General features: G+C 69.8%; 21 protein-coding genes. 13 read left to right on the top strand and 8 right to left on the bottom strand.

Translation table 11 applies throughout. The features are described 5' to 3' along the window. Positions 1-25: 25 nt before the first annotated feature. The 5 genes from AB0J58_RS11125 to AB0J58_RS11105 all read right to left on the bottom strand — a co-directional run bounded on the left by AB0J58_RS11125 (position 26) and on the right by AB0J58_RS11105 (position 5,103). Positions 26-988, bottom strand: a complete 963-nt coding sequence (locus AB0J58_RS11125) for a cyclase family protein (RefSeq protein WP_364213358.1) — start codon at positions 986-988, stop codon at positions 26-28. Between the two features lie 43 nt (positions 989-1,031). After that, positions 1,032-1,856: a prephenate dehydratase domain-containing protein gene (locus AB0J58_RS11120; RefSeq protein ID WP_364213355.1), complete on the bottom strand. Its 825-nt coding sequence runs from the start codon at positions 1,854-1,856 to the stop codon at positions 1,032-1,034. A gap of 254 nt (positions 1,857-2,110) precedes the next feature. Further along, the gene (locus AB0J58_RS11115) at positions 2,111-2,818 is read right to left on the bottom strand and encodes a GntR family transcriptional regulator (protein WP_364213352.1); all 708 of its coding nucleotides are present in this window, start codon (positions 2,816-2,818) and stop codon (positions 2,111-2,113) included. 219 nt (positions 2,819-3,037) lie between these two features. Further along, positions 3,038-4,054 (bottom strand): dihydrodipicolinate synthase family protein, encoded by a 1,017-nt coding sequence (locus AB0J58_RS11110; protein ID WP_364213350.1) that lies wholly within the window; start codon positions 4,052-4,054, stop codon positions 3,038-3,040. 59 nt (positions 4,055-4,113) lie between these two features. Then, the gene (locus AB0J58_RS11105) at positions 4,114-5,103 is read right to left on the bottom strand and encodes an ornithine cyclodeaminase family protein (RefSeq protein ID WP_364213347.1); all 990 of its coding nucleotides are present in this window, start codon (positions 5,101-5,103) and stop codon (positions 4,114-4,116) included. A 262-nt stretch (positions 5,104-5,365) separates the two neighbouring features. On the opposite strand from AB0J58_RS11105, the gene AB0J58_RS11100 reads away from it, so the two are divergent. Then, the gene (locus AB0J58_RS11100) at positions 5,366-6,316 is read left to right on the top strand and encodes a VOC family protein (protein WP_364213344.1); all 951 of its coding nucleotides are present in this window, start codon (positions 5,366-5,368) and stop codon (positions 6,314-6,316) included. Between the two features lie 123 nt (positions 6,317-6,439). Here AB0J58_RS11100 and AB0J58_RS11095 read toward each other — a convergent pair whose 3' ends face one another. Then, positions 6,440-7,420: a hypothetical protein gene (locus AB0J58_RS11095; RefSeq protein ID WP_364213341.1), complete on the bottom strand. Its 981-nt coding sequence runs from the start codon at positions 7,418-7,420 to the stop codon at positions 6,440-6,442. 472 nt (positions 7,421-7,892) lie between these two features. Between AB0J58_RS11095 and AB0J58_RS11090 the strand changes: the two genes are divergently transcribed. From AB0J58_RS11090 to AB0J58_RS11035, 12 genes are all read left to right on the top strand, one after another. Further along, a complete protein-coding gene (locus tag AB0J58_RS11090) occupies positions 7,893-8,795 on the top strand; it encodes an ABC transporter ATP-binding protein (RefSeq protein ID WP_343969160.1) in 903 nt (300 codons plus the stop codon). Further along, entirely contained in the window at positions 8,792-9,652 is an 861-nt protein-coding gene (locus tag AB0J58_RS11085) for an ABC transporter permease (protein WP_364213338.1), read from the top strand. The genes AB0J58_RS11090 and AB0J58_RS11085 overlap by 4 nt, the downstream gene beginning before the upstream one ends. Next, entirely contained in the window at positions 9,649-10,719 is a 1,071-nt protein-coding gene (locus AB0J58_RS11080; protein WP_343969156.1) for an ABC transporter substrate-binding protein, read from the top strand. The genes AB0J58_RS11085 and AB0J58_RS11080 overlap by 4 nt, the downstream gene beginning before the upstream one ends. Before the next feature lie 180 nt (positions 10,720-10,899). Next, entirely contained in the window at positions 10,900-12,345 is a 1,446-nt protein-coding gene (locus AB0J58_RS11075; RefSeq protein WP_364213335.1) for an aldehyde dehydrogenase family protein, read from the top strand. Between the two features lie 39 nt (positions 12,346-12,384). Continuing rightward, entirely contained in the window at positions 12,385-14,145 is a 1,761-nt protein-coding gene (locus tag AB0J58_RS11070; RefSeq protein ID WP_364213332.1) for a thiamine pyrophosphate-binding protein, read from the top strand. Positions 14,146-14,302: 157 nt separating this feature from the next. After that, positions 14,303-14,497 (top strand): ferredoxin, encoded by a 195-nt coding sequence (locus tag AB0J58_RS11065; RefSeq protein ID WP_364213329.1) that lies wholly within the window; start codon positions 14,303-14,305, stop codon positions 14,495-14,497. Beyond that, positions 14,494-15,702, top strand: a complete 1,209-nt coding sequence (locus tag AB0J58_RS11060) for an FAD-dependent oxidoreductase (RefSeq protein WP_364213326.1) — start codon at positions 14,494-14,496, stop codon at positions 15,700-15,702. Before AB0J58_RS11065 ends, AB0J58_RS11060 begins: the two co-directional genes overlap by 4 nt. A gap of 338 nt (positions 15,703-16,040) precedes the next feature. Then, positions 16,041-17,357, top strand: a complete 1,317-nt coding sequence (locus AB0J58_RS11055; protein ID WP_364213323.1) for a Rieske 2Fe-2S domain-containing protein — start codon at positions 16,041-16,043, stop codon at positions 17,355-17,357. A 5-nt stretch (positions 17,358-17,362) separates the two neighbouring features. After that, entirely contained in the window at positions 17,363-17,839 is a 477-nt protein-coding gene (locus AB0J58_RS11050) for an aromatic-ring-hydroxylating dioxygenase subunit beta (protein WP_364213450.1), read from the top strand. 35 nt (positions 17,840-17,874) lie between these two features. Further along, entirely contained in the window at positions 17,875-18,138 is a 264-nt protein-coding gene (locus tag AB0J58_RS11045) for a hypothetical protein (RefSeq protein ID WP_364213320.1), read from the top strand. A 281-nt stretch (positions 18,139-18,419) separates the two neighbouring features. Continuing rightward, complete coding sequence (locus AB0J58_RS11040; protein WP_364213317.1) at positions 18,420-18,959, top strand: hypothetical protein; 540 nt, start codon at positions 18,420-18,422, stop codon at positions 18,957-18,959. A gap of 77 nt (positions 18,960-19,036) precedes the next feature. Next, positions 19,037-19,690: a hypothetical protein gene (locus tag AB0J58_RS11035; RefSeq protein WP_364213314.1), complete on the top strand. Its 654-nt coding sequence runs from the start codon at positions 19,037-19,039 to the stop codon at positions 19,688-19,690. On the opposite strand, the gene AB0J58_RS11030 is transcribed toward AB0J58_RS11035, so the two are convergent. Together AB0J58_RS11030 and AB0J58_RS11025 are read right to left on the bottom strand one after the other, a co-directional pair. Next, positions 19,661-22,930: an amino acid adenylation domain-containing protein gene (locus AB0J58_RS11030; RefSeq protein WP_364213311.1), complete on the bottom strand. Its 3,270-nt coding sequence runs from the start codon at positions 22,928-22,930 to the stop codon at positions 19,661-19,663. The genes AB0J58_RS11035 and AB0J58_RS11030 overlap by 30 nt on opposite strands. Beyond that, a complete protein-coding gene (locus AB0J58_RS11025) occupies positions 22,927-25,461 on the bottom strand; it encodes a prolyl oligopeptidase family serine peptidase (protein ID WP_364213308.1) in 2,535 nt (844 codons plus the stop codon). The genes AB0J58_RS11030 and AB0J58_RS11025 overlap by 4 nt, the downstream gene beginning before the upstream one ends. Positions 25,462-25,517 lie beyond the last annotated feature (56 nt).

Raw genomic sequence — 25,517 nt, 5'->3', positions numbered from 1 at the left:
CGGTGTCAAGACGGTCCTGGGCGCCTCACAGCACCGCGACACCACCGACGGGGCACCCGGACGCACCGGTGATGGGCAACGCGGGCGCGGTGAAGAGGAACTCGTACTTCCCGTAGTGGGCGCAGGTGGCCGCGAGCTCCTGAAAGTCGAAGATCTCGCCGATGGCCAGCCCCATGTGGACCAGTGCCACGACATGGAACGGCTGGAAGCAGTCGATCTCGTTGGGGCGGACCTCGACGCCCCAGGTGTCCGAGGCGACCGCGGCGATCTCCCGCTCGTGGAACCACGGGGCGGTGTGCAGCGACACTCCCGGGGCGGCACCGCCCGCGTAGTCGCCCCACGCGTGCCGGCGAGTCTCGAGGAAGCCGGTGCGGATGAGCACCGCGTCCCCGCGCCGGACCTGAACGCCCTGGGCTTCCGCGGTCGCCTCCAGTTCCTCGACGGAAACCGGGTAGCCGGGCTCGAGGGAGTCCACGCCCAGGTGCCGGGCCACGTCGAGCAGCACGCCTCGCATCACGAACTTGCCCGCGTAGTTCTCCACGCCGTTCTTGGCCGCTCCGCCGGAGGAGACGAGACCCGCGGAGTACCCGTTCCACATCTTCCCCTTCCAGAAGATGTGCGAGAGCGAGTCCCACTGGGTGCCGGCCTGGTTGGGCACGATGAGGATGTCGTCGGAACGCCCGTAGCCCTTGGCCGGGCCGAACCCGGCCGGAAGGATTTCCTGTGCTCCGGCCAGGTGGTCCGCGCCCGTCGCCGTCATCACGTTGCGCGGGTTGGCCCGCAGGCTTCCGGTCTGGGGGCCTCGCTGGTCATAGGGGAGTGAGCAGGAGACGGTCACGCCGTGCTCGACGAGCGCCGCGGCGCGCCGTACCTCCTCGGGCCCGACGTAGTTCATCGTCCCGAGCGAGTCGTCCTCGCCCCAGCGCCCCCAGTTCCTGCACTGCTCGATGTAGCGATCGAGAACATCCGCTCCAGCGAAGTCGGACATCTCACCTCCATGGTCATGCTCGCCGCGACGGCGGGCGGAATGGTCAAGAAGCGGTCGACGTGGCGAAGACGCCGACCAGCCGGGAGCCGAAGGCGTCGATCGCCTGCTCGGTGAGAGGCCCACCGCTCCGCGTACGCAGCACCAGTAGGTAGCGGTAGCGGAAGATCTCGCCAGTGGGTGCGTTCGTGATCGTGCGTACGGCCAGCCCGAGCGGGGCCAGGCGCGCGAGAGCCTCGTCGAGCTCCTGAGCGCCGTCGACGCGGACCGCCAGGTGGTCGGCACCGGGGGAGACCTCCAGCGCGGAGCCGAGCGCCCACCACCCGCCGACGCTGCCGTTGTCGACGTCGCGCTCGATGATGTCCAGGCCGAGCTCCCGGGCCACGGCCTCGGTGCCGATCAGGGCCATCGAGCCGTCACCGGCGAGCACCTCCCGCGCCGCGGCCACGGAGTTCAGCGGGTGGATCTCGACCGTGGCGGCGGGCAGCCGCTCCGCCAAAAAGCGACGGCACTGGCGGATGGAGCCGTGCCCGCCCACATATGTGATGTCGTCCAGACGGCTGCCCGGTCTGCCGAGCAGGGCGCAGTGGTACGGCACCACGATCTCGTCGCTGATGAAGAGCTTCTCTCCGGCGAGGATGCGGGCGGCGGTCTCGGTACACGCGGTGTTGGAGGTCTCCGAGGTCAGCACCCCCAGGTCGATCCTGCCGTCGAGTACGGCGGCGGCGACGTCGTCCATGGTGGGGAAGTACTCCGGGCCGCCCAGTCCGGGCCTGCGGTCGAGCAGGGCCCGTGTCGCCTGCCCCGCGAAGGTGAGCTCGCTGCCCAGCGTGCCGACCCGCCGCGTCGGCCGGTGTTCACTACCGCTCACGGCACCCTCTCAGTAGGTGAATAGTGTATTCATTCGATGAAAAGTGTATTCAGTAATCGGTAATGTGGCAATGCCTTCCGGCCGCCGACGACGCGCTCGGCGTGAGGCTGATCTCACGGCGTGGCGAGAGTGCTCGCCGAGGACGGGCGCACCGGCTCGAACACCCCGGCGGCGTGCCACGACGGGCGGCCGCTCAGGGCGCGTAGCCGGTGCGTTCCGGGTGGCTTTCGGGGAGAGAGATCCGGGTTCCGGTCTCAGCCGCCCGAGGTCTCGCCCCAGTTCATGTGGACGAGCCGGTCACGCGTGTGCTCGACGTGGGCCTCGATCAGGGTGCGGATCTCGTCCTCGTCGCCTCGTTCGAGGGCCCCGAGGATGGCCTGGTGCTCGGCGAGCACCTCCTGGCGACGCGGGAGGTCGGGGGTGGCCAGGTGCACGTAGCGGTAGATCCGGAACCGTACCTCGTCGATGATGCTGGACACGGCGGAGCCGCGACCGTGCAGCGAGTGGTGGAACTCCATGTCCGCCTGGAGCCACTCCTCGGCTGACATGTCCAGGTCCATGGAACCGGCGACCGCCCGGGCCGCCGGCAGGTCGACGTCGAGGAAATCGGGACGAGATCGCGCACGGAGCGTGGCGAAGATCTCCAGCGTCTGGCGCAGGTCGTAGAGTTCGAGCACCTGCTCCTGGGAGAGCTGCGTGACGACGTAGCGCTGGAAGGGGTTGGCGTCGAGCAGGCGTTCCGCCTGGAGTCGCCGCAGGGCCTCGCGTACCGGCACCCGGCTCACTCCGAGCGTGTTGGCGAGCTCAACCTGGTTGATCTCGGTCCCGGCCGGGAGCTCTCCTCGGATGATGGCCTCACGGACGCGATCGTAGACACGATCCCCGAGCGTCGAACGTGAGACGGCACCCATACCTGCGACTCCGGACGACCGGTCCAGGCTGCCGAGCGCTCCGCTGCTCACAGGAGAGAGGATCGGCTTCTGTGGCGCTCCTCGAGTATTTTTCGGCACCCCTCAAGTATAGGTTCCTCATGCGTATACAGTTGCCAGAAACTGTAAAAGATCATCCCGGCCTCCCCTCAAGCCTGCGTCACCGGTGCTGCCGGAGCGTGTTCCCGGAGGTCGGACACCTCCGGTGGCCCGGCGGAGCTCACCCGAGCCGTGTCACGCTCCGCCATGTGATCATTCTGGGTTGCGCCCGACAAAGTACTCCTCGTCAGGGTCGTCCGTCACCCAAAGCCCCGACTCCACCAGCGCTCGCCGGAACGCCGCCATCTCGCCGCTGTGCAGGCGGTTCGCCGGGACACGCATCGGCCCGCCGTTGAAGCCCGCGAGCCACGCCTGGTACTTCCACGCGGACCGGTTCACGGAGTGGGCGTGCGGGACGGGGGCGACGTTGCCGTTGGCCTTCCACGCGGGGGCGATCTTCCAGAGCAGGTCCATGGCCTTGTCGACCTTGCCCTCCTGGGCCAGGGCCAGCATCCGCGGGGCGGTGTCGCCGTAGTACTCGGTGTTCGAGGTCGCGATCACCCGTAGCGGGACGAGCGCGGCCAGCGCGATGGCCTCCTGGATGATCGGCATGGTGATCAGTACCTTCTCCGAGAGCCGGTGCCAGGCGTGTGCGAAGCCCGCGATCGACGGGAATCCGCCTTCGGCCTTCACCGAGACGACGTTCGGCGCGGCGTCGACCAGGTCGGCCAGCATGTCGACCGGCAACGAGGCGGAGTGGAGGCGTTCGAAACCCCAGTGTGTCATCGGGAAGAGGATGACGGCCAGGTCGGTGGCGTCACAGAACGCCTTGGTGTAGTCGTAGATCTCCTGCAGGGACTTCGGATAGAAGCTCGGCGGGTAGGACAGCAGCGCGAGGCGGGCTCCCGCGGCCTCGGCACGCCGCGCGGCGGTGATGTTCTCCTCCAGCGTGTTGAACGACGCGTGGAAGATCAGGTTGAGCCGGCCACCCGCCTCGTCGTGGGCGATCTCGGTGAAGCGGACGTACTCGTCGAGGGTGATGTTGGTCTCGCTGACGAGCAGCGTGCCGGTGAACCCGAGTTCGATCACCCGCCGGACGTCGTGGCGGACGCCGCTTTCGTTCAGGCGGGTCAGATCGGTGGAGAAACTGGGGATGAGCACGTTGTTGACACCGTGGAAGTGCTCACGGGCCCAGTCGCGCGCGTCGTGCTTACCGATGGCTGTGGTCATGATGGGGTTCGTCTCCTTATCAAAGGTGCGTGTGGCGGAAAGCCGGGAGGCCCGGACGGTCAGCGGCGGCCCTTGGGCGCGGCCAGGTTGTCCAGGGTGGTTCCGAGGCCGGCCTCGATCGCGCGCCGGTACGCCAGCTCGGCGGCGACCATGTCCTGGAGCGCGGTTCCGACGGACTTGAAGATGGTGAGGTCCCCCCGCGGGGCCTCGGGGAGCGCGACCTTGCCTTGGAGCAGGTCGCCGAGCCCCAGGACGGTGCTGAGGCTGCCGCCCTCGCCGACGAACTCCCGAATGTCGCCGGACTCGTCCGCGACCTGCTCCGGATCGGCGTCGAAGACGAGGGTTCCCGCACGCCTGAAGACGGCCGTATCGAGCTCGCGCAGGTCACGGTGGGTGGAGCCGATCGCGCTGATGTGCAGGCCGGGCCGGAGCCAGTCGGACTCGCACGCGATCGGGCCGCCGTAGCCGGTGTTGGTCGCGGTGATCACGTGGTCGACATCGGCGCACGCCTCCGCGGTCGTGGCGGCCGGCACCACCGGTAGGCCGAGCTCCTCGCGCAGCCGGCCGGCGAGCCGCTCCCGGCTCACCGGGTTCGGGCTGAACACCTTGACCTCGTCGATCTCACCCACCGCGGCGAAGGTGCGCAGGTGGGTCTCGGCCTCCAGGCCGGACCCGAGAACGCCGAGGCGGGTCGCCTTGACTCCCAGGGCCCGTGCGGCGACCACGCTCGTCGCGGCGGTGCGCGCCGCCGTGAGGTGGCAGGCGTCCATCATCGCCAGAACCTCGCCGGTCTCGACGGAGGCGATCATGATCAGGTAGCGGACCCCCACGCCGTTGCCGCCGAAGAACGCCTTGAGACCCATGACGCCCGACCGGGGCACCACCGCGGGCATGATGCGGAAGAATCTGCCGCCCCCCGAGAGGTTCAACCGCCCGGGAACGTCGGCGGGGGCTTCCGCGTCGGCCCGGATGGCCTGGTCGATCGCCTCGACGAGTGAGGCCGGGTCGAGCACGCTGCTCACCGAACGGTCATCAAGCAGGAGAGTCATAGCGGTTCCTTGGGAAGCGGCGCCAGTGATCGTGTGGAACGGAGTCGACGGTTCGGCCCATGACCTTGCATCACCCCGACAACTGTATACACTCTAATGACAACTTTGCACGCGTCAAGTCGTCGGTTACATCGGAACGAGCGGCGGCAACGCGCCCGTCTTTCGCGTCGCGGCGGGCGGCCTCTGGTGGACCGGCCACTGACGAGCGGCAAGAATCACGCAATTACTGGCAATTCGGTCGTAACCGGAAACTGGAGGAACTATGGAGCAGTCAGTCGAGCGTCTCGGATACGTCGTGATGGGTGTCCCGGACCTCGCCGAGTCGACGAGGTTCTACTCGAACGTCGGCCATCTCACCGTGCATGACCGTTCCGCGGAAACGAGCTTCCTCGGCGGCGGCTATGACCACCACTGGCTGCGGCTGGAGGAGAACCGGCACCGGCGCGGGCTGATGCGGGTGGGCTTCCAGCTCACGGGTGACGAGGCGTTGTCCGAGGTCGCGAACCGGCTGGACGAGCGCGGTGTCCGATTCGAGGAGATCGGTGACCTGGAAGGCGATGGGATCGATCGCGGTCTCCGGTTCGTCGATCCCGACGGGGTCGAGGTCGATGTCTACACCGACATGCTCTCCCGGGCGGTGAAGCCTGCTCAGGACGCCGTACGCATGACGGAGATGCTGCACGCGGTGTGGTTCTCATCCGACCCCGTCGCGGCGCATCGGTTCTACGCCGACGTCCTCGGGTTCCGGGCGTCGGACTGGATCAAGCGCAACGCGGTGTTCATGCGGTCGGCGAACAACTATCACCACTCGCTCGGCATCTTCCGTTCGAGCCCTCAGTGCGCCGCGTCCATGGACCACTTCTGCATCCTCGTGGAGAACATCGACGATGTGATGCGGGCCAGGAACATCGCACTGCGCCAGGGCGCGCAGCTCCAGAAGGACGTGCTTCGGCACGCCGCGTCCGGCTCGATCAGCGTCTACATCGCCGACCCCATGACCGGCATCTCCTTCGAGTTCTGCACCGAACACGACATCGTCGACGCGGACCACCGGCCACGCCTGCTGGAGGGCTCGCCGATCACGCGTGACGTGTGGCAGGCGGGCAGCCCGGGCCTGGCCAGGAACGCGCCGCTGGGTGCCACCTCGGACGCGCCGCTCCCGCGGGTGTCCGAGGAGAGCGGCGTCGCCGACATGGCGAACTCCATCGCCTGAGGCTCACCGGTACCGGCTCCAGGCCGGAAGCGCCGCCCCACCGCGCCCTGTCCACGGCAGGGCGCGGTGAAACACGGTGAAACACGGTGGGACACGGTGAGGCAGGGTGGGGCTCGACCACGCTCACGTACCGCGGAGGCTCTCCGCGACGAACTGTTCGACGTCCCAGGGGGTGACCGTCAGTCCGTCCAGGTTCGACTGCCTCGCGGCCATGTCGAGCATCGCCTTGTTGGCGGCGAACCCATACGGAAACGGGTCCGCCCCGAAGACCGACGCCTGCCAGTCCATGTCGTCGTTCCCGTCGAGGAAGACACCGGCGGCCTTGCGGTCTCGCCGGTACGCCTCCTGCTTGGCGGCTTCGAACGCCTCGAAAAGCGCCTCGGGCACCCATGGCTCCTTCTCGACGAGGCGCCGCTGCACGAGCACGACGTGGTTGACGGGCAGGAAGCCGGTTCTGCGCTTGAAGTCCGCCATGAACCGACGGCCCCCGTCGGGGAAGAGCCGCGCCACCCTGCCCGTCGAGGTGTCGATCGCGGTCCCGCCCGCCGGGAACGCGGCGTCCAGTTCCCCGGTCTGGAGCATGCGGTTCACATCGCCGCCGCCGGTCCAGTGCAGCGTGACGCCGCTGGGCGGATTCAGTTCGAAGCCCATCTGCCGGCCGTGGCTTTCCTCGCCCTGCCGCCCGATGTACCACTCGATGTCCTGGGGGCCGATACCCCAGAGCACCTCAAGCTGCGCCCGGAACCAGAGGCCCGCCGTCATGGTGTAGTCGGGGATCCCGAACTTCTTGCCCCTCAGGTCGGCGCCGCCCTCGATACCCGCGTCGGTGTTCACCCACGTGTTCAGCCCGAGGGTGGCCTTGCTGGCATAAACCGGGATCATCACCCAGTCCCACAGGTCCCTGGGACGTTCGCGGGTGACGATGAAGTTCGAGATGGAGAACTCGAACACGTCGTGCGCGCTGTCGCGGAGATGCATCGTGTGCAGGTCGCCCGCGTTGCCGCGCTCCCAGGTGATCTCGATGCCCCTGGGCTGGACGGTGCCGTCGACGAGCGGCGCCACGCGAGGGTTGAGCGAGAAGGTGCCGCGCAGCTGTATTGCCATTCCCGGCCTCCGATTTCGGAACTCTTGAGCGGCGAAAGTATACAGTCGCCACACTCGAACGCCAGGGCAGGTCCTCGGCCACCCGGCCGGCCCGGCGCGGGTGACTTCTTCGCGCAGCTGGACAGGCCCACGCCACTCCGTGGCCGGCTCGTTGCCCGCCGCGCCGGATGCGCGGGCTCACCGGTCCCGGCCTCGGTGTTCGCCTGCGTGCGCATCCGGGGGACCGCCCGATCCTCCGCCTGTGACGTGGGGGTCATCTCGATGTAACTATTGACACACGTTGCGGCGTCAGTAATCTGTATACACCTAGGCCTCACGGGTCGTTACGGTTCGAGCGATGACACGGTCGCGCCGGCAGCCGGCACCGCGTAGCACGAGGACAGCGGCCGTTTGTGGATGACCAGAACCCGTATCGCAGATAGACGTCCCCGGACTGCTCAAGCAGACGAGGCAGGTTGAGGAGGACTGAGAGTTGGGCGACTTTTCGCCTCCGGGCACCGGCGTGGGCAACGCCGAGGTGCCCGTGGTGGAGTTCAAGGATGTGACGGTACGTTACCCCGGCAAGGGTGTGATCCGTCCCGCTGTGGTGGATGTCGACCTCACCGTGCCCAAGGGACGCTTCGTGTGCGTGGTCGGGCCCAGTGGGTGTGGCAAGTCCACGCTGTTGCACGTGTGTTCGGGCCTGCTGAAGGTCTCGAACGGGCAGTTCCGGTACCTCGGCAAGGAGTGGCGCAAGCTACACCCGGGCATCGGTTATGTCACGCAGCGGGAGACGTTGCTGCCCTGGAAGACGGTCCTGGGCAACATCGCGCTACCGCTCAAGATCAAAGGTGTGTCGCGGGCGGAGCGTCGTGAGCGAGCGGCCGAGATGGCCGCGAGCGTCGGTCTGGGGGACTGGCTCAACCACTACCCGCGGGAACTCTCCGGGGGCATGCGGCAGCGCGTCCAACTCGGACGCACCCTGGTCACCGAGCCGACGCTGTTGCTCATGGACGAGCCGTTCGGTGCCCTGGACGCGGTGCTCCGGGTGCGGATGCAGGAGTTCCTGAAGTCCCGGATCGAGGGAACCGACCTCACCACGATCTTCGTGACCCACGATCTGAACGAGGCGCTGACCCTCGGTGACGAGGTGGTCGCCATGGCGGGAGCGCCGGGAACCGTCGACCAGATCGACACGCTCGAGGATCTTCCGCGCGGGGTCTCGCCCGTCGAGCTCCGGCAGACGCCCGCTTACGCGGTGCACGAAGCCAGGTTGTGGAAGACGATCGCCGGCAACCTGTCGGATGACGGTGTCGCACTGAGCAACCCCGCTCTGGAACACGATGACGACCAGGCTGTGACCGCCGCGACTCGCAGCGGGAGGGGAATCTCATGACGACGGAGACAGTGGTACCCGAGTCGGCGTCCAAGAGGGCGTCCGGTCCCGCCAGGCCGGCGCAGGACCGGGAACAACGCCGGGAGCGGCTGCTCGACCTGGCCAAACTCTGGGGGATCCGGATCGCCATCGTGGTGGTCTTCTGCTCGGCGTGGCAGTTCGCCAGCGGCAGGCTTCTTCCGGTGTTCATCATCTCAAGCCCGACGACGGTCGTCGAACGCTTCGGTCAGTTCATGGAGGGCGGCAAGCTCCTCTCGCACCTGTCCTACACCATGCAGGCCTGCGGCCTCGGCTTCGCGATCGGCGCGCTGGTCGGCAGCACGCTGGGCCTGCTCTTCGGCATCTACGAGTCCACCTCGCGGGTCATCGCACCGTTCGCCGCCATGCTCTACTCGATGCCGAAGATCATGCTGTCACCGCTCATCGTGGTCTGGGTCGGCGTCGACCTCACCATGAAGGTGTTCGTCGCGGCGTTCTCCTGCATGTGGGTGATCTTCTACAACGTGTGGAACGCCACCCGGCGCATCGACCACAACCTGCTCGACCAGATGCGCCTGATGGGTGCGAACCAGCGCCAGATCATCACCGGCCTCTACCTGCCGTCGGCGACGACCTGGCTGCTCACCAGCCTGCGCGTCGCGTTCCCGGTCGCGCTGATCGGCGCGGTGGTCGGCGAGTTCGTGGCGTCCTCGCAGGGCCTCGGCCATCTGGCTCTTGATTCCGGTCAGCGCTATGACTCCGCGGGGGTGCTCGTCGCGGTTCTGACGATCACCGTCACGGCGATGACCATCGACTCGGTCTTGGGGGCAATTCAGCGCAAGGTAGCGCTGTGGCAAGGTGAAGGAGCACGTGGATGACCACATCTGACAACAAGGCCCGGACGCGGGGAACGCGCCGGCTGGCGACTATCGCCTTGAGCGTGTTGCTCACGGCCGGGACGCTGACCGCCTGCGGAGGTGGCGGCGAGACGATCGCGGCGGATGCGAAGACCGGCAATCGGAAGATCCGGATCGCGGCGCCGTTCATCTCGACGATGAACTCGGCCATCCTGTACGCGCAGGGCACCGGCATCCTCAAGAAGCACAACATCGAGGCGGAGTTCATCGAGGTCCACGGTGGTGGCAGCCTGCAGGCGACCCTCGGCGGCAGCACCGACATGGCGATCACCTCGTCGGTGAACCCGATGGCGGCCCTGCAGCAGGGCCAGGAGTTCCCGATCATCGCGCAGGTCGGCAACGGATTTCCCGAGTCGGTCATCATCACCGCCTCCGCCTGGAAGGAGAGCGGTCTGAAGGACGACTCATCGCTGAAGGACAAGATGAAGTTCCTCGCCGGCAAGCCGTGGGGCGTCTCCAGCCCCCAGGGGTCGAGCAGCTACATGGCCAAGTACATGTTCCAGCTGGCCGGCCTGTCCGCGGACGACTTCAAGATGAACTCGATGGGCTCCGCCTCGGGGACCCTGGCCGGACTCAAGAGCGAGAAGGTCGTCGCCGGCAGCATGGGTTCGCCCTACCCGCAGGTGGCGGAGTCGGAGGGCTACGCGAAGCTCTTCGTCAACGTCAGCGGCGGTGAGGTGCCTGAGCTGACCAACACCCTGACGTCGGTCGTCGCGGTCACCCCGGACTTCTACAAGAACAACAAGGAGCTCGTGGCGGACTTCAGGAAGGCTCTGGGGGAGGCGCAGAAGGAGGTCTACGAGAACTCCGCGGTGGTCGACGAGTGGATCTACAAGGAGAAGTTCGAGGGCAGCCCCAAGGACGCCGTGCTGTCGGGGGTCAAGGACCAGCGGGACGGCGGTGCCATCGCCAAGCAGCCCGAGGTCAGTGAGGAGTCCGCCGAGAGGCTGGTCGCCTTCATGAAGGCGACGGGTCAGCCCGTGCCGGACGACTGGCGCAAGATCTTCGTGGACCTGTCCGCCAACTGAGTCGTCCACCGGGGTCGGACGTCGACGGTGACCCGAAACGGCCGTGGGTGTGGGGTCGGCTCCACACCCGCGGCCCGGCGCCGGCTGGTCGACCCAACTGTCCGAGACGTCCTCCACGGACGTCGAACTGAGAACGCGACCCAGGCCGATACATGGGTGACGCGAAGGCAAGGAGTGCACGTGTCGGAATTCATTGATGGGCGGATGCTCATCGGCGGCGAACTCGTGGAGAGCCGGACCTCGAACTGGCTGGAGTCGGTGAACCCGGCCAACGAGGAGGTCATCGGCCGGATGCCCGCCGCCGGACCGGAGGATGTGAACGCGGCGGTGGAGGCCGCGGCGGGGGCCTTCGACGCGTGGGCCGGACTGTCGATGACCGAGCGCGCCAACGCGCTGCGAGGCTACGCGCAGCGCCTGAGGGAAGAGGGCAAGCGGATCCTCGACATCGAGGTCCGCGACACCGGCAACACCATCGCCAAGCTCCGCCACGACGTCGCGAGCGCGGTGCGCGGCATCGAGTACTTCGCCGGCCTCGGGACCGAGCTCAAGGGTGAGACGATCCCCGCCAGCGCCGACGCGCTGCACTACTCCGTCCGCCAGCCCTACGGGGTGGTGGGGCGGATCGTGCCGTTCAACCACCCGATCCTGTTCGCCGCGAAGTTCGGGGCCCCGCTCATGGCGGGCAACTGCGTGGTGATCAAGCCGTCGGAGCAGTCGCCCCTGTCGGCCGGTGTCCTCGCCGAGATCGTGCGGGAGACGCTGCCGCCCGGCGTGGTCAACATCGTGACCGGCGACGGGGCCGGCGCCGGCGTCCCGCTGGTGCGCCACCCGCTGGTGAAGCGGATCTCCTTCATCGGTTCTGTGCCGACAGGGCTGGCGATCCAGCGTGCGGCCGCCGAGGTGGCCGTCAAGCACGTCAGCCTGGAACTGGGCGGCAAGAACCCGATGATCGTGTTCCCCGACGCCGACCCCGACCAGGTCGCCGCGAGCGCGGTCGCCGGCATGAACTTCGCCTGGATGGGCCAGTCCTGCGGCTCGATGAGCCGGATTCTGCTCCCGGACTCGCTCTACGACGCGGTCCTGGAGCGCGTGGTCGCGAAGGCCGAGGCGATCGTCCAGGGCGACCCCGCCAGCGAGGAGTCCGGTGCGGGTCCGATGAACTCGCGGGCGCAGTACGAGAAGGCACTCGGCTACATCCAGGCGGGGATCGAGGACGGGGCGCGCCTGGTCGCCGGCGGCACCCGCCCGGAAGGCCCCGAGTTCGAGCGCGGCTACTGGATCCGCCCGACGGTCTTCGCCGACGTCACCCGGGATATGCGCATCTTCCGGGAAGAGATCTTCGGTCCGGTGATGTCCCTGATCCGCTACCGGGACGTCGACGAGGCGATGGAGCTGGCCAACGACGTCGAGTACGGCCTGACCGCGTCCATCTGGACCAACGACCTGAAGCAGGCCATGCGGGCCGCGCGCGACGTCCGCGCCGGTTACGTCTGGGTGAACGGTGTGTCGCGGCACTTCCTCGGCACCGGGTTCGGCGGTTTCAAGAACTCCGGCACCGGACGTGAGGAGTGCTTCGACGAGATGCTCAGCTACACCGAGACGAAGACGGTGCACGTCCATGTGTGAGCGGACGACGGCTGCCGAGCAGATGCGAGTGGAGTCTCCGTGAAGCCAGAACAGTTGAACGTGCCGATCACCGAACGGCCCCCCATGGAATGGGGCAGCGACGCCATCGCGGAACTGCTCAGCCGTCTCGATCTGCCCTACATCGCCATGGTCCCCGGCTCCAGCTACCGGGGACTGCACGACAGCCTGGTGAACTACCTCGGCAACACCGGGCCGCAGATGATCGTGTGCCTGCACGAGGAGCACTCCGTCGCCATCGCGCAGGGGTACGCCAAGGTGACCGGCCGGCCGATGCTCGTGGGGCTCCACAGCAACGTGGGCCTGATGCACGCCGCGATGGCGATCTACAACGCCTACTGCGACCGCGCCCCCATGGTCCTGATCGGCGCGACCGGCCCGCTGGACGCCGCGAAGCGCCGGCCGTGGATCGACTGGGTTCACACGTCCGCCGACCAGGCGGCGATCGTCCGCCACTACGTGAAGTGGGACGATCAGCCAGGCTCTGTGCAGGCGGCGCTGGAGTCGGTGATGCGCGGGTACCGCCTCACCCGGGCCGAGCCGTCCGCCCCGGTCTACATCTGCCTCGACTCCGAGATCCAGGAGTGCGAGGTCGACGACTCTGTCGGGATCCCGGAGCCCGAGCGGTATCCGGCACCCACCGACCCCGCGCCGGACGCGGGCACGGTCGGTGAGATCCTCGCGATGCTCGCCTCGGCCGAGCGGCCGCTGGTGCTCCTGGGACGAGCCGGCCGCACCGAGGAGGAATGGGACCGGCGGGTGGCTCTGGTCGAGGCGCTGGGCGCCTGCTGCCTGACCGACATGCGCATGCCGGCCGTCTTCCCCACCGAACATCCACGCCACCCCGCCAAACCCGGTGCGGGCCGGCTGAGCAAGTCCGGTGCCGAGCTGGTGCGCCAGAGCGACCTGATCATCAGCCTGAACTGGACGGAGCTCTCGGGTACTCTCACCGCGGCGTTCGGGGACGGCCCGCGGCCTACGGTGGTCCACTGCAAGAACCTGGGAGCCCTGCTCAACGGGTGGACCAAGGACCACTTCGCGCTGGTCTCCTCGGACCTGGAGGTCACGGCCGGCGCGGACCAGATGGTCTCGGCCCTGCTGGCCCGGGTGGACGGGAACCCGCCGGTCGAGCGGCCCGACTGGCCCCCGGCGCTTCCGGCGACGCGGCCGGTCGGCCGCCCGGAGGTCGAGGGCGACCCCATTCTGATGTCCGACCTCGCCGCGGCGATCCGCGAGGCCGCCGGTGACAGGAGGATCAGCTACACCACACTCCCGCTGGGATGGTCCGGGGAGGACGCGCTGTTCTCCGAACCGCTGGACTATCTCGGCCGCGACGGCGGTGGCGGTGTCGGCTCCGGGCCCGGTATCGCCGTCGGGGCCGCGCTGGCCCTGGACGGGACGGGCCGCGTGCCGGTCGCCGTGCTGGGAGACGGCGACTACCTGATGGGCGGCTCGGCACTCTGGACCGCCGCCCACTACCGGCTGCCGCTGCTGGTGATCGTCGCGAACAACCGGTCGTACTTCAACGACGAGGGACACCAGCAGCAGGTCGCGGAGCGACGCTCGCGCCCGGCCGAGAACCGGACCGTGGGCCAGCACCTGCGCGATCCCGACCCGGACCTGGCGACGATCGCCCGTGGTCACGGGCTGTCGGCGTACGGTCCGGTCCTGGACCCGGGTGAGCTGCAACAGGTGCTCGCCAAGGCGTTCGACGAGGTCGGCGCGGGCGGCACGGTCGTCGTGGACGTCCGGGTCAATCCGTACGGCTACGGGCGGGCTTGATGGTGTCCTGGCGGCACGGCGAGCGGCGACCGGCTGCCTCGCCGTGCCGCCGGCGGTGTCGTTCCGGAGGGACGTGGACGTCATGGAGGGGCACGTGCTCCGGGCGGCCCTGGTCAGGGCCGTCACGGTCACGACCACCTAATATCAGGGAGTTCTCGTGAAGCTGTACATCGAGTTCGAGAAGTGCTGCGGGTTCGGCGAGTGCGTCGCCCTCGCACCCGATCTGTTCCGCATGGGTGATGACAACCGTGCCCATCTGATCGGTGACGGGACGGTGAACCGAGCCGACGAGGAGCGTGCGCGTACCGCGGCCTTCGCCTGCCCGGCGGAGGCCATCGGGGTCGACGGATGACCGACCGCAGTGACGTTCTGATCATCGGTGGCTCGATCGCCGGTGTGCGGACCGCGGAAGGGCTGCGCCGGCTCTCGTTCGAGGGCGGCATCACCATCCTCGAAGCGGGCCCGGACCTCCCGTACGACCGTCCCGCGCTGTCGAAGCAGATCCTCACGGGGCGCGGGAGCGCCGAGTCGGTCATGTTGCGCTCGCAGGCGGATCTGGACAGGGCCCGGATCGAACTGCGGCGGGGTTGCCGCGCCGTCGGTCTCGACGTCGGGGCACGTACGGTGCGGCTGGCCGACGGCACGGCGATCGAGTACTCCGATCTGGTCATCGCCACCGGCTCCGTGCCCCGGAGGCTGCCCGCGGCGCCGGCGCGTCCCGGTGTCCACTACCTGCGTACGTTGCGGGATGCCCTGGACCTTCGCGACGTCGTCGACGCGCCGGCCCGGGTCGTGGTGGTGGGAGCCGGGTTCATCGGTTCGGAGGTGGCCGCGGCGGCGACCGTGAGGTCGGCGAGCGTCACCGTCGTCGAGCCGTACGCGTTCCCGCTCGGCCGGGTTCTCGGCGACCTCGTCGGCAAGCGGCTCGCGCGGCTGCACGAGAGCAGGGGGGTCCAGCTCGTCCTGGGCCGCTCGGTGAGCGACGTCGGTGACGACGGCGCGGGTGGCCGGCGCGTTGTCCTCGACGACGGCACGACGTTGGACTGTGACGTGGTGGTCGTCGGCATCGGTGCGACTCCCGACACGGACTGGCTGGCCGAATCGGGACTCGACGTGGCCGACGGCGTCGTCTGCGACGAGTTCTGCCGCGCGAGCGCACCGCACGTCTTCGCGGCCGGCGACGTCGCACGCTGGCCGAACCCGCTGTACGACGAGCCGATGCGCATCGAGCACTGGACGAACGCCGTCGAGCAGGCGGGGGTCGTGGCGTGGAACATCGCGCGTCCGGACAGTCCACGCGCTTATTCGCCGGTCCCGTACGTGTGGTCGGATCAGTACGGCAGCCGGCTGCAGATCGTCGGCCGGCCGAGGGCTGAAGACGAGGTTCGGATCGTCCTCGAGGGCCCGGCCGGTGACAGCCTGGTCGCGTTGTACGTCCGCGACGGGGGACTCGCCGGCGCCTTCGCGCTGAACGCGCCGTCGCGGCTGCTCGCGCTGCGTCGTGCGCTGGCCGCGCGGACTCCGCTGGACGAGATCATGGCGACCTTCGAGGATTGAGCATTGTATGTACACTGAAGAGTGGATACACTTACTTCTCGTACAGGATGAGCGTGCAGGCCGCCATGCGGGGCCGCAAGCCCGCTCGTTTCGTACGAGAACGCCGATGAGTCCGTCGCGTCCATGACCGGACACGCTACTGCCCCGTCCACTCCCGCGTCGCCGCAGGTCCCCTCGCCGGTCGGCGGTCCGGGCCCCTGGCGACGGAAGAGCGGGGCGCGGTAGCGGCCGAGGCGCCGCCGCAACCACGAGGTCCGGAACCGGAAGGTGTCCCGACGTGAGGTGCGCGGCATTCCCGAGGACAGGGTCTGGACGTGGGAGAGAAAGGTTGTGGGGCTGTGGCTCATTTCGCTGAACTGATCCAGCCGGACCGCGTGCACTCCGCGGTCTTCACGAGCGAAGACATATACAAGGCCGAACTCGAGAACATCTTCTATCGCTACTGGGTGTTCGTGGCGCACGAGTCGGAGATTCCGCAGCCGGGCGACTACTGCACGAAGTGGATCGGCGAGAAGCAGCTCATCGTCTCACGTGGCGCCGACGGTGAGATCGGCGTCTTCTTCAACCGCTGCCGGCACCGCGGTGCCGCCGTGTGCATGGAGGAGTACGGCAACGCCTCCTTCTTCCGCTGCCCCTATCACGGCTGGACGTACAACTCCTCAGGAGACCTGGTCGGCGTTCCGTACCCGTCCCGGTACGGCGACGACTTCGACAAGAGCACACTCGGTCTCGGCCGGGTCCCCCGCGTCGGGTCCGCCTCGGGGTTCGTCTTCGCCTCGATGGCGGAGGAAGGCCCCACGCTGGCCGAACACCTGGGCAAAGCCGCCGGTTACCTGGAGGACTTCGTCAAGGCGTCGCCTCAGGGCACCGTGAGCCTGTCGGCGGGAACGTCCAAGTCGATGTTCTGGGGCAACTGGAAGTTCGTGGGCATGGACGGCTACCACACCAACTTCACCCACAAGACGGTCCTCGATCTGCGTCAGCGCAAGCAGGGCGCCTCCTACAAACGGGGCGCCGGCAACTCCGACAAGTCGTCGAACGAGAGCTGGGACCTGGGCAACGGTCACTGCCGGCTGGACCTGACCGGGAAGGACAAGGTCGTCGTCGGGGCCGCGTCGAACACGTCGATCGCCGCCGGGATCCCCGACACCGCCGACGGTCGTGAGTACATGAGCCTGATGACCGAGGCGTACGGAGACGACGCGCCCGAGGTGATCCGCCGCTCCCGCGACGTGCACATCCACGTCTGGCCGAACCTGCAGCTGATCGGCTCCCAGGTGCGCGTCGTCCGCCCGCTCGCCGCGGGACGCACCGAGGTGATGAGCTATCCGGCGATGTTGGACGGTGTTCCGGATTCCGTCAACACGGAGAGGATCCGCTCCTTCGAGTGGTTCAGCGGCGTTGCCAGCTTCGGCACGCCCGATGACACCGAGATCTTCGAGCGCAACCAGATCGGGCTTCAGGCCGACCACATCCCGTGGCTGGTCCTCGCGCGCGGGCTGACGGTCGAACCCCAGGAGGACGGCTCGCTGGTCGGCAACGTCACCGACGAGGTGCCGCAGCGCGCCCAGATGGGGGCGTGGCTGCGCGCCATGAGCGACGGTCCCGCGGCAGCGGCCGACGTGGCCGCGCACACCGAAGGAGAGGCACGGTGACCGACATGACCCTGCTCGGTGAGGTGACCGAGTTCCTGTTCCTCGAGGCCGAGCTGGCGGACGCGAACGCGTATGACGAGTGGCTCGCGCTCTGGGACGACCAGTGCACCTACTGGGTGCCGTGCAATCTCGACGACTACGACCCGGCGAAGCACGTCTCGATCATCTACGACGATCGCGCCCGTCTGGAGGAACGCTGCTTCCGGCTGACGACCGGAGGGGCTCACTCGCAGGAGCCCCGCTCGAAGGTGTCCCGGGTGGTCGGGAACATCCGCGTGGTGAACCCGAACGGCGAGGACGGGACCGTCGAGGTCACGGCCCGGACGATCATGGTCGAGCTGCGGCTGGGCCGCAAGTCGCTCTACGCCGCTCGCTGCCACTACACGCTGTGGCGCTCGCCGTCGGGTTTCAAGCTGCGCCGGAAGAAAGTGATGTTGCTGGACGCCGACGAACGGCTGGGCAACATGACGTTCCTGATCTGATCGACGGTGAACGAGACACCGGACGGAGGTATGCCGTGACCGACCTCAATGGCTCGAAGCGGGGCGGCGGCCGGGACGAGCCGCTCGCCGGCTTCGTCGACGGAGTAGTGGTCGGCAACGAGTTCGCCTCCATCGAGATATCGGTCGACACCTCAGGACGGGTACCCAGAGCGGTCCTGAAAGACATCACGTCAGGCCAGGCCCGCTACATCGATCCGCTCGTGCTCCAGGCGCTGGTCTACATGCCCGACGACGTGATGCAGTCCCTGGCGGATCCGAACCTGATCGTGTCCGACTAGCTTTCGCGCCGGCGGCCAAGGGCGGATCAGGGGTGTGTGAGCGGCCGGCTCCGGGCGACCGGCATGACCTCGCCGGTCGCCCGGAGCATCATGGCCCGCTGGTTCCGCGGTGAAGATCGGCAGGTCATCGGCCCCGCACGGCTGTCCCGAACCGGTGATTCCGGTCATCTCCCGGAACCTGTGGAGGTGGTGGTCGCCGGGTGGCGTGGTCGAACTCCAGCCGGTCACGCGGCGGGCCGGTTGTACCAAATGCTCACCGAGCGTCGACATCTCGTATCAGAATGACATGGCGCCGGGTGGTGGCCGACTTCTGCGAGGCTGGTATGGACAACGTAATGCGGCTGGTCGATGCCGCGGCACTCGATCCGCGGATCACCCCCGAGCAGTTGACCGCCCGCTATGGCCGCAACGACCACGTCTTCAGTCTGCTGGCCGTCGCGGAGGCGATCCTCAACCGGTTTCCCGCCGGCGTCACCCGGTGGTTGTCGGCCCCCGGCGCGCGGACGATGTGGGAGGAGGTCCTCACCGTCCAGGAGGGCAACCACCAGCTTTCGTGGTGGAGCAAGATGATCACTTTTGGCATCGAGCACCCCGACACCCTGCGTGCGGACCGGCGGCTGGCCAGGATCCGCCGGCGTCGCCGAGAGGCACGGTTCGTCGTGACCGCATCGATGGACCGGCCGGTGGACGGCCGGGTGGCTGTGCTGGCCCGCGGTATGACGCCCTGGTCGAGCTGGGCTCTCAGACCTTCGAGCAGATCGGCCTCGAAACCGGGGAGCGCCACGTCCGGGCCTGGTTCGCCGTTCCCGACCGGTACCTGATCGATACCCGGCACGACGCGTCCGTCGAGGACTGGGCCCCCAAGCTCACCTTCCTCACCCACCTGCGCACTCGCCTGATGGAACGCGGCAGGCTTCGCCGCGCACACGACCTACGGCTGTTCCGGCAGGTGCACGGCCCCCTGGAGCAGAGGCTCAGGGCGGCCTACCCCGATGAGTACGCCCGCTACCGGCAAGAAGAGCCCCTGCATGCCGCCGCGCCGCAGACGGGCGAACCTCGCCCGCCTCGTCCCGCCGCGTTCTCCGGGTACGCGGAGGTGTTGCACGAGCACACGTGGGACGTGAAATGGATCTACGACGGGCACCGGGTGTGGTTGGACGCCTGGCACGGTGACGGCTGGCGCAGGGGCGGCCGCATCGTCGTCACCGCCGCGCGGACCAGAAACGCCGGTAAGTCGTCATGGAGCAAGCCCAACTTCGTGTTCCACAACCGCCGCTCCCGCCGTTACACCCTCCTGTCGAGCGCCGAGGCCCTGGTAACGCTCGCCGCGGAAAACCCGGCGGTCACCCCGGCCCGATACCTCAAGGCCGTGGTACCGCAGGTACGCGAGCATCTTGAGGCGCTCATCCCCCCGGACGGCTTCCGATGGCGGCACCCGTACCCGCCCCCGTGCGGCTCGGCTCCGGACAGGCCGCGGGAGCTTCACGAGCCGCCTCAGCCGCGCGGGCTTCCGGGAGGGGAGCTAACCGGGTTCGCGCAGCGCCGAGGCTAAGCCCGCGGCCGTGGGGTGTTCCCACAGCAGGCGGGCCGCCACCGGCCTGCGCAGGCCGCCACGGAGGCGGTCCAGCAGCGTCACCGCGAGCCGTGAGTCGCCGCCCGCCTCGAAGAAGGTGTCGTGCGGGCCGACCCGGCGGTTGCCCAGCACCCGCCGGAAGGCTTCCAGCACCTCCAGTTCCAGCCGGTCACGCGGCTCGTCCGGGTGTTTCTCGGCGCGGGCGGCCGAGGAGGCCAGCCGGCGGCGGTCGATCTTGCCCGCGCTCGTCAGCGGCAGCTCGTCCAGCACGTGCACGGTCCCCGGCACCATGTAGCCGGGCAGTCGCCCGGCCGCCCATGCCCTGGCGTCCTTCGCCGTCACCGGCCCGGAGGCGGTGCGGGCGGACGCGGGCACGGGGACGGACACGGGGACGGACACGTAGGCCACCAGCTGGTCGTCCTCCAGTGTCACCGCCGCGTCGTCCACTCCGGGGCAGGCGCGCAGCGTCTGCTCGATCTCGCCGAGCTCGATCCGGTAGCCGCGGTGCTTGACCTGGTGGTCCACCCGGCCGATGAAGTCGAGGCGGCCGTCGGGGCGCTGCCGCACCAGGTCGCCGGTCCGGTAGAGCCGCCCCCCAGGAGCCGGAGGCCGGCCCGGTGCGGGGGGAAACGGCCCGGCGAGAGGCACGAAGCGTTCGGCGGTCAGCGCGGGTCGCCGGTGGTAGCCGCGGGCCACGCCCACGCCGCCGACGTGCAGCTCGCCGGGCACGCCCCGTGGCGCCGTCCGGCCCGCGGCGTCCAGCACCAGCGCGTACGCCCCCGCCATGGGCAGCCCGATCGGGGGTACGCCCTCGCCGGGCGAGCAGTCGGCCAGGGTCGCGATGACGGTCGCCTCGGTCGGCCCGTAGGCGTTGACCATGCGCCGGCCGGTGCCCCAGCGCTCGACCAGTTCGGGGGGGCACGCCTCGCCACCGGTCACCAGCACCCGAAGGTCCGGCAGCGGGTCGTCGCCGGGCAGCGTCGCGATCACCGAGGGGGGCAGCAGCACGGCGTTCACCTCGCGCCCGGACAGGCACCTGCTCAGTGCCCGGCCCACGAGGATGTTCCCGGCCTCCGGTACGCACAGGGTGCCGCCGGAGGTCAGCGTGGTGAACACCTCCCAGACCCAGGCGTCGAAGGTCGGCGGCGCGAACTGCAGCAGCCGCGTGCCGGGACCGATGCCCAGCTCGGAGGCGAGGGCCGTGACCAGGTTGCACGCGCCGGCGTGCTCAAGCAGCACCCCCTTGGGCAGGCCGGTCGAGCCCGAGGTGTAGATCATGTACGCGAGGTCGCGCGGCCCGGCGGGACCGGCCGGGGCGGTCGGTCCCGCTCGGCCGGCCGGGTCGCTCCGGTCGAGGTCGAGGCGGCGCCCCCCGCCCGGCGGCAGTTCGCGGAGGATCTCCCCGGTGCTCACCAGGACGGCCGCGGCCGCGTCGGACAGCAGGTACTCCAGCCTGGCGGCAGGCTGGGCCGGGTCGAGTGCCAGGAACGCGCCGCCCGCGTACAGCACCCCGGCCACGACCGTGACCAGCCGGGCCGAGCGGGGCAGGCAGATCGCGGTCACCGTGCCCGGGCCCACCCCCTCGGCGGCCAGCCGGCCGGCCAGCTCCCGGGCGCGCTCGTCCAGCTCGCGGTAGGTGAGCCGCCCGTCGTCGCCGTCCACCGCCGTCGCGCCGGGGGTGCGCCCGGCCTGCGCGGCGATCAGTACGGCCAGGGTGGAGTCCGGGTCCACGGCCACCGGTGGGCCGGTAAGAGGGCCGGAGCACTCGTCCAGCGGCAGGTCGAGCACCGGCCGGGCGGGGAGGCGGGACATCTCACCGAGCAACCGGACCAGGCGGGCGGCCATCAGCTGGATCGTGGCGTGGTCGAAGACGTCGACGGCGTAGGTGAGGGTCGCCCGCAGCCGCTCGCCGCCGCCTTCTGGAAGGGCCGCCCCGCCGTTCCCGGCGAGGGGAGCGCGCGGCCGGTCGCCGCTCTCCCCGCCCTCACGGCCACTGACCGACGCCTCCGTGGTGAGGCGCAGGTCCAGGTCGCGGGCCGCCCACGGAGTGACGGCGTCCGGGGCGTCGAACGGTTCCAGGCGCAGGCCCGCCGCCTGGTGCGTGACGGGAGGGGGCACGACGCCGTACGTCACGTCGAACAGCGCGCCCCGGCTGGGGGTGCGGGGCGGGGCGACGGCGGCGGCCACGTCCTGCAGCGGCAGCCGATGCCGCCAGGCGTCGCCGACGGCTCGCTCCAGGCGGGCGGAGAGGGCGGCGGGGCCGGGGTCGCCGGACAGGTCCACGCGCACCGGGAGGAAGTCATCCAGCGGCCCCACCGTCCCGGAGAATTCGTTCGGCTCCCCGCCGAGCGGCCCCGAGACGCGGCCGGGGGAGTGCACGCCGATCGTGAAGCGCTCCTGGCCCGAGCAGCGCGACAGCAGCGCGGTGAACGCGGTGAGCACAGCGAGCGGAGGGTCGCCCAGCCCGGCCGGTACGGCCACCTCGAAGTGGTGTGCCCCGCCCGCGCCGGAACGGTGCCCGGGGCGGGGGCGGTCGGTGGCCACCTCCAGCGGCGGCACCTCCCGCAGTGCCGCACGCCAGAACTCGGGCCTGGCGTGCGGCGCGGTGGGAACGACGCCGGCCGGCCCTGCCGGTCGATCGGCCTCGGAAGCCAGGGGCCGCGTGGGCGCGGCGCGCGAAGGGAGGTCAGAGGGTGTCGCGGGCGGGCGGGGGAGGTCGCCCGCGACCGGTGCGCGGGGCGGATCGGGCAAGTGCGGGGAGTCCCCTTCGGTTCGCGCCCGGTACAGCTCGGCCAGGTCGGCGGCCAGTACGGCGGCCGAGCCCTCGTCGGTGACGCACGGGTGCGCGCGCAGCACCAGCACGTGCTCCGCCGGGCCGAGCGCCAGCAGTGAGGCGCGGGCCAGTGGCCCGGTCACCAGGTCGAACGGCCGGGACTCCAGCTCGGCCAGCGTCGCGCCGAGCTTCTCGGGCTCGACCGGAACCGCCCGCGGGACGGGCAGGACCCCGGCCGAGACCACCGGGCGCGGCCCGTCGCCCCGGGCGGGCAGGGACCAGCGCAGCACCTCGTGCCGCGCGGCCAGGTCGCCGAGCGCCGCGCCCAGTGTCGCCTCGTCGAGGGGGCCGGTCAGCCGCAGCCGCAGGGAGATCCCGCCGGGCGCGGCATCGCCGAGCAGGTGTTCCAGCCAGGCCCGCTCCTGGACGGGCGAGAAGAGCCTCACCGCTCGCTCCCGGGCAGGTTCAGCCGGAGCCAGTCCAGCTCCTGTTCGATCATGCTCTGGAAGTTCGCGGGCGAGACCATCGAGTACGGCATGTGCGCCTCGCCCCAGTAGCTGACCAGCCGCACCTTCTTGGCCTGCCTGGCCAGCGCCGTGTACATCTCCTCGGAGCCGGTGTGGGTCAGATAGTCACGTTCGCCGTGCAGCATGAGCACCGGAGTCTTGATCTTGCCCGCGTGCAGCAGCGGGCTGTTGCGCACGTACCGCCGCGGGTCCTCCCACGGGGGCCGGCCCAGCCCGAACTCGAAGGCCGGGTCCTCGATGTAGGCCGGCGCGAACCATTCCTGCGCGCGCGGCGTGTAGCGGAAGCGGGCGTCGAACACGCCGTAGCTGCTGATCACGTCGGAGAAGCCGGAGATCGCGATCGCCGCCTCGAACCGGTCGGTCTGGGTGACGAGGCTGTGCACGTTGTAGGAGCCGAAGGAGTGCCCCATCACCGCCAGCCGCTTGGCGTCGGCCACCCCCGCGTCGATCGCGGCGTCCACCGCGTTCATGATCGGTTTGGTCGGCCAGGTCATCGGCTCGGCCGCCGCCTTGCCCTCGGGGCGGGGGATCGACGGGACGAGCACGGCGTAACCATTGGCGGCCAGGAACTGCAGGGTCAGGTAGCTCGGGTTGTTGACCTGGAACTCCGGCACGTCCTCCAGGGTCGAGACGATCCGGGTGCCGTACACGTTGACCACGAGAGGGTGACGCTGCCCGTCGCGGTGGCCCGGTGGCAGCAGCAGCGCGCCGGTCAGCTTCTCCCCGTCCGCGCCCTTGTAGGTGACGAGCCTGCGCTGCGGGGGGAGCACCTGGGCGAGGTGGCCGTTCAGCGAGATGCGCTGGGTGTGGCGGCCGGCGTGCGTGGTCCACAGCGCGGTGCCCTGGTCGCCGCCCGCGCCGAAGACCGCGGTGCGGCCGGCGGGGGAGTACCCGGCGACGCCCGCTTCGGGGTGCGGCGCCGGGAGCGGGGTCAGCACCGGCGCGGCGCCGGGCGCCAGCTCGTACAGGCCGCCCTTGGTGTCACGCGCCAGCACCAGGGGGAAGTCGCGGTCGAGCCGGGGGTTGGCCGGTTCGGCACCGCCCCGGTCGGTGGGGCGTACGCCGTTGCGCCTGACCCCGTCGTCCAGCGGCCAGGCCAGCTCCGCCAGCGGGGCGGCGCCGGTGGCCTTCAGGTCGCGGGCCTGCCCGGTACGCGGGTCGATCAGCCAGGCGCGCCCGTCGGCCACGCCCAGCACGCCACCGCTCACCGGCACCAGCTCCAGCGGGGGGACCTTGAACCGCGAGGTCAGGTCGCGCGGCTTGGCGGCGGGATCGGCCGGGTCGAACGCCCACCAGTCCTGGCGGGCCGCCGGATCGGCGGCCTTGGCGACCTGCGTGCCGCGCACCAGCGGGGTGCCCGCGCCCCAGAGCAGGCCGGTGGCCACCAGCCGGTCGGCGGCCAGCGGTGCGGCCTTCCCGCCGGCGGCGGGCACCAGGTAGGCGGTGAACGGGTCGGGCGTCTTCGGCGTGGCCTTGCCGACGACCAGCAGGTTGGCGCCGTCGGCGGCCCAGCGGGGCTGCACGGTGACCGAGGGACTCGGCACCTCGGTCACCACGCGTGGCTGCCCGCCGGAGGCGAAGGCGATCGCCAGCCGGGTACGCCGTTCCAGGACGCGCTTGAGCTGCCCGGCGCGTGCGGGGGTGGGGCCGAGGTCGTCCACCCGGGCGATGTGCCGCCCGGTCGGGTCGGCGACCAGGTTGCCCGCCGTGTAGGTGCGGGCCGGCCCGGCTGAGGTGATCTTGCCGGTGACGGCGTCGACGACGGCGATCTCCTCGTCCAGCGCGTCCGCACCGTCGGCGGTGGAGCTGTCGAGCACGGAGGCGGTGTTCTCCTTGCCGCGCTCGACCTTGGCCCACTCCTTCGGGGCGGCACGCTGGGCCTCCAGCCACTGCCCGTACTCCAGCGACCAGCGGCCGGGGTTCACCATCGGCGCGATCACCCGCCGGGAGTCCAGCCACTGGATCAGGTAGCCGGAGGCGTTCGTCATCGTCTGCACTCCGCGCGGGGTCAGCTTGCGGATCTCGCCGCTCTCCCGGTCCCACACGTGCAGGAAAACGTCGTCGCCGCCCCGGGTGGAGGCGAAGGCCAGCATGCGCCCGTCGGGCGACCAGACCGGGTTGTAGTGACCGGTGCCGTCCTTCGCCCCGTGCGTCACGTCACGGGCCGGTCCCGCGCCGTCCGCTATCCAGATGTCGGCGCGCTCGTTTCCATCGACAAATGATGCGCCATATCTGCTCGACTCGCTCGGGCCGCGTTTCACGACCGCCGCCACTGATTTACCGTCGGGGGACGGGACGACCTGACCGAGTTTCTTCGTGGTCAGGAAGTCCCGCATCGTGAACGGTCCGGGGGCCCGCACCGCGACAGGCCGCTCCACCGGCGGGGAAGCGCCTCCGACCAGGGCGGTGGCCGTGAGCAATGACAGGACGAGCTTGACACGTAGCACCATGGGAGGACGATAACCACGTCATCGGAAACGCGGAAAAACGCCCGGGCGGCCCTCCG

The organism is Streptosporangium sp. NPDC049644, assembly GCF_040675205.1.
In the GTDB taxonomy this organism is placed as follows: Bacteria; Actinomycetota; Actinomycetes; order Streptosporangiales; family Streptosporangiaceae; genus Streptosporangium; species Streptosporangium fukuiense.
The sequence above is the reverse complement of the archived record's forward strand: the minus strand, read 5'-3'. Positions and strand labels throughout refer to the sequence as shown.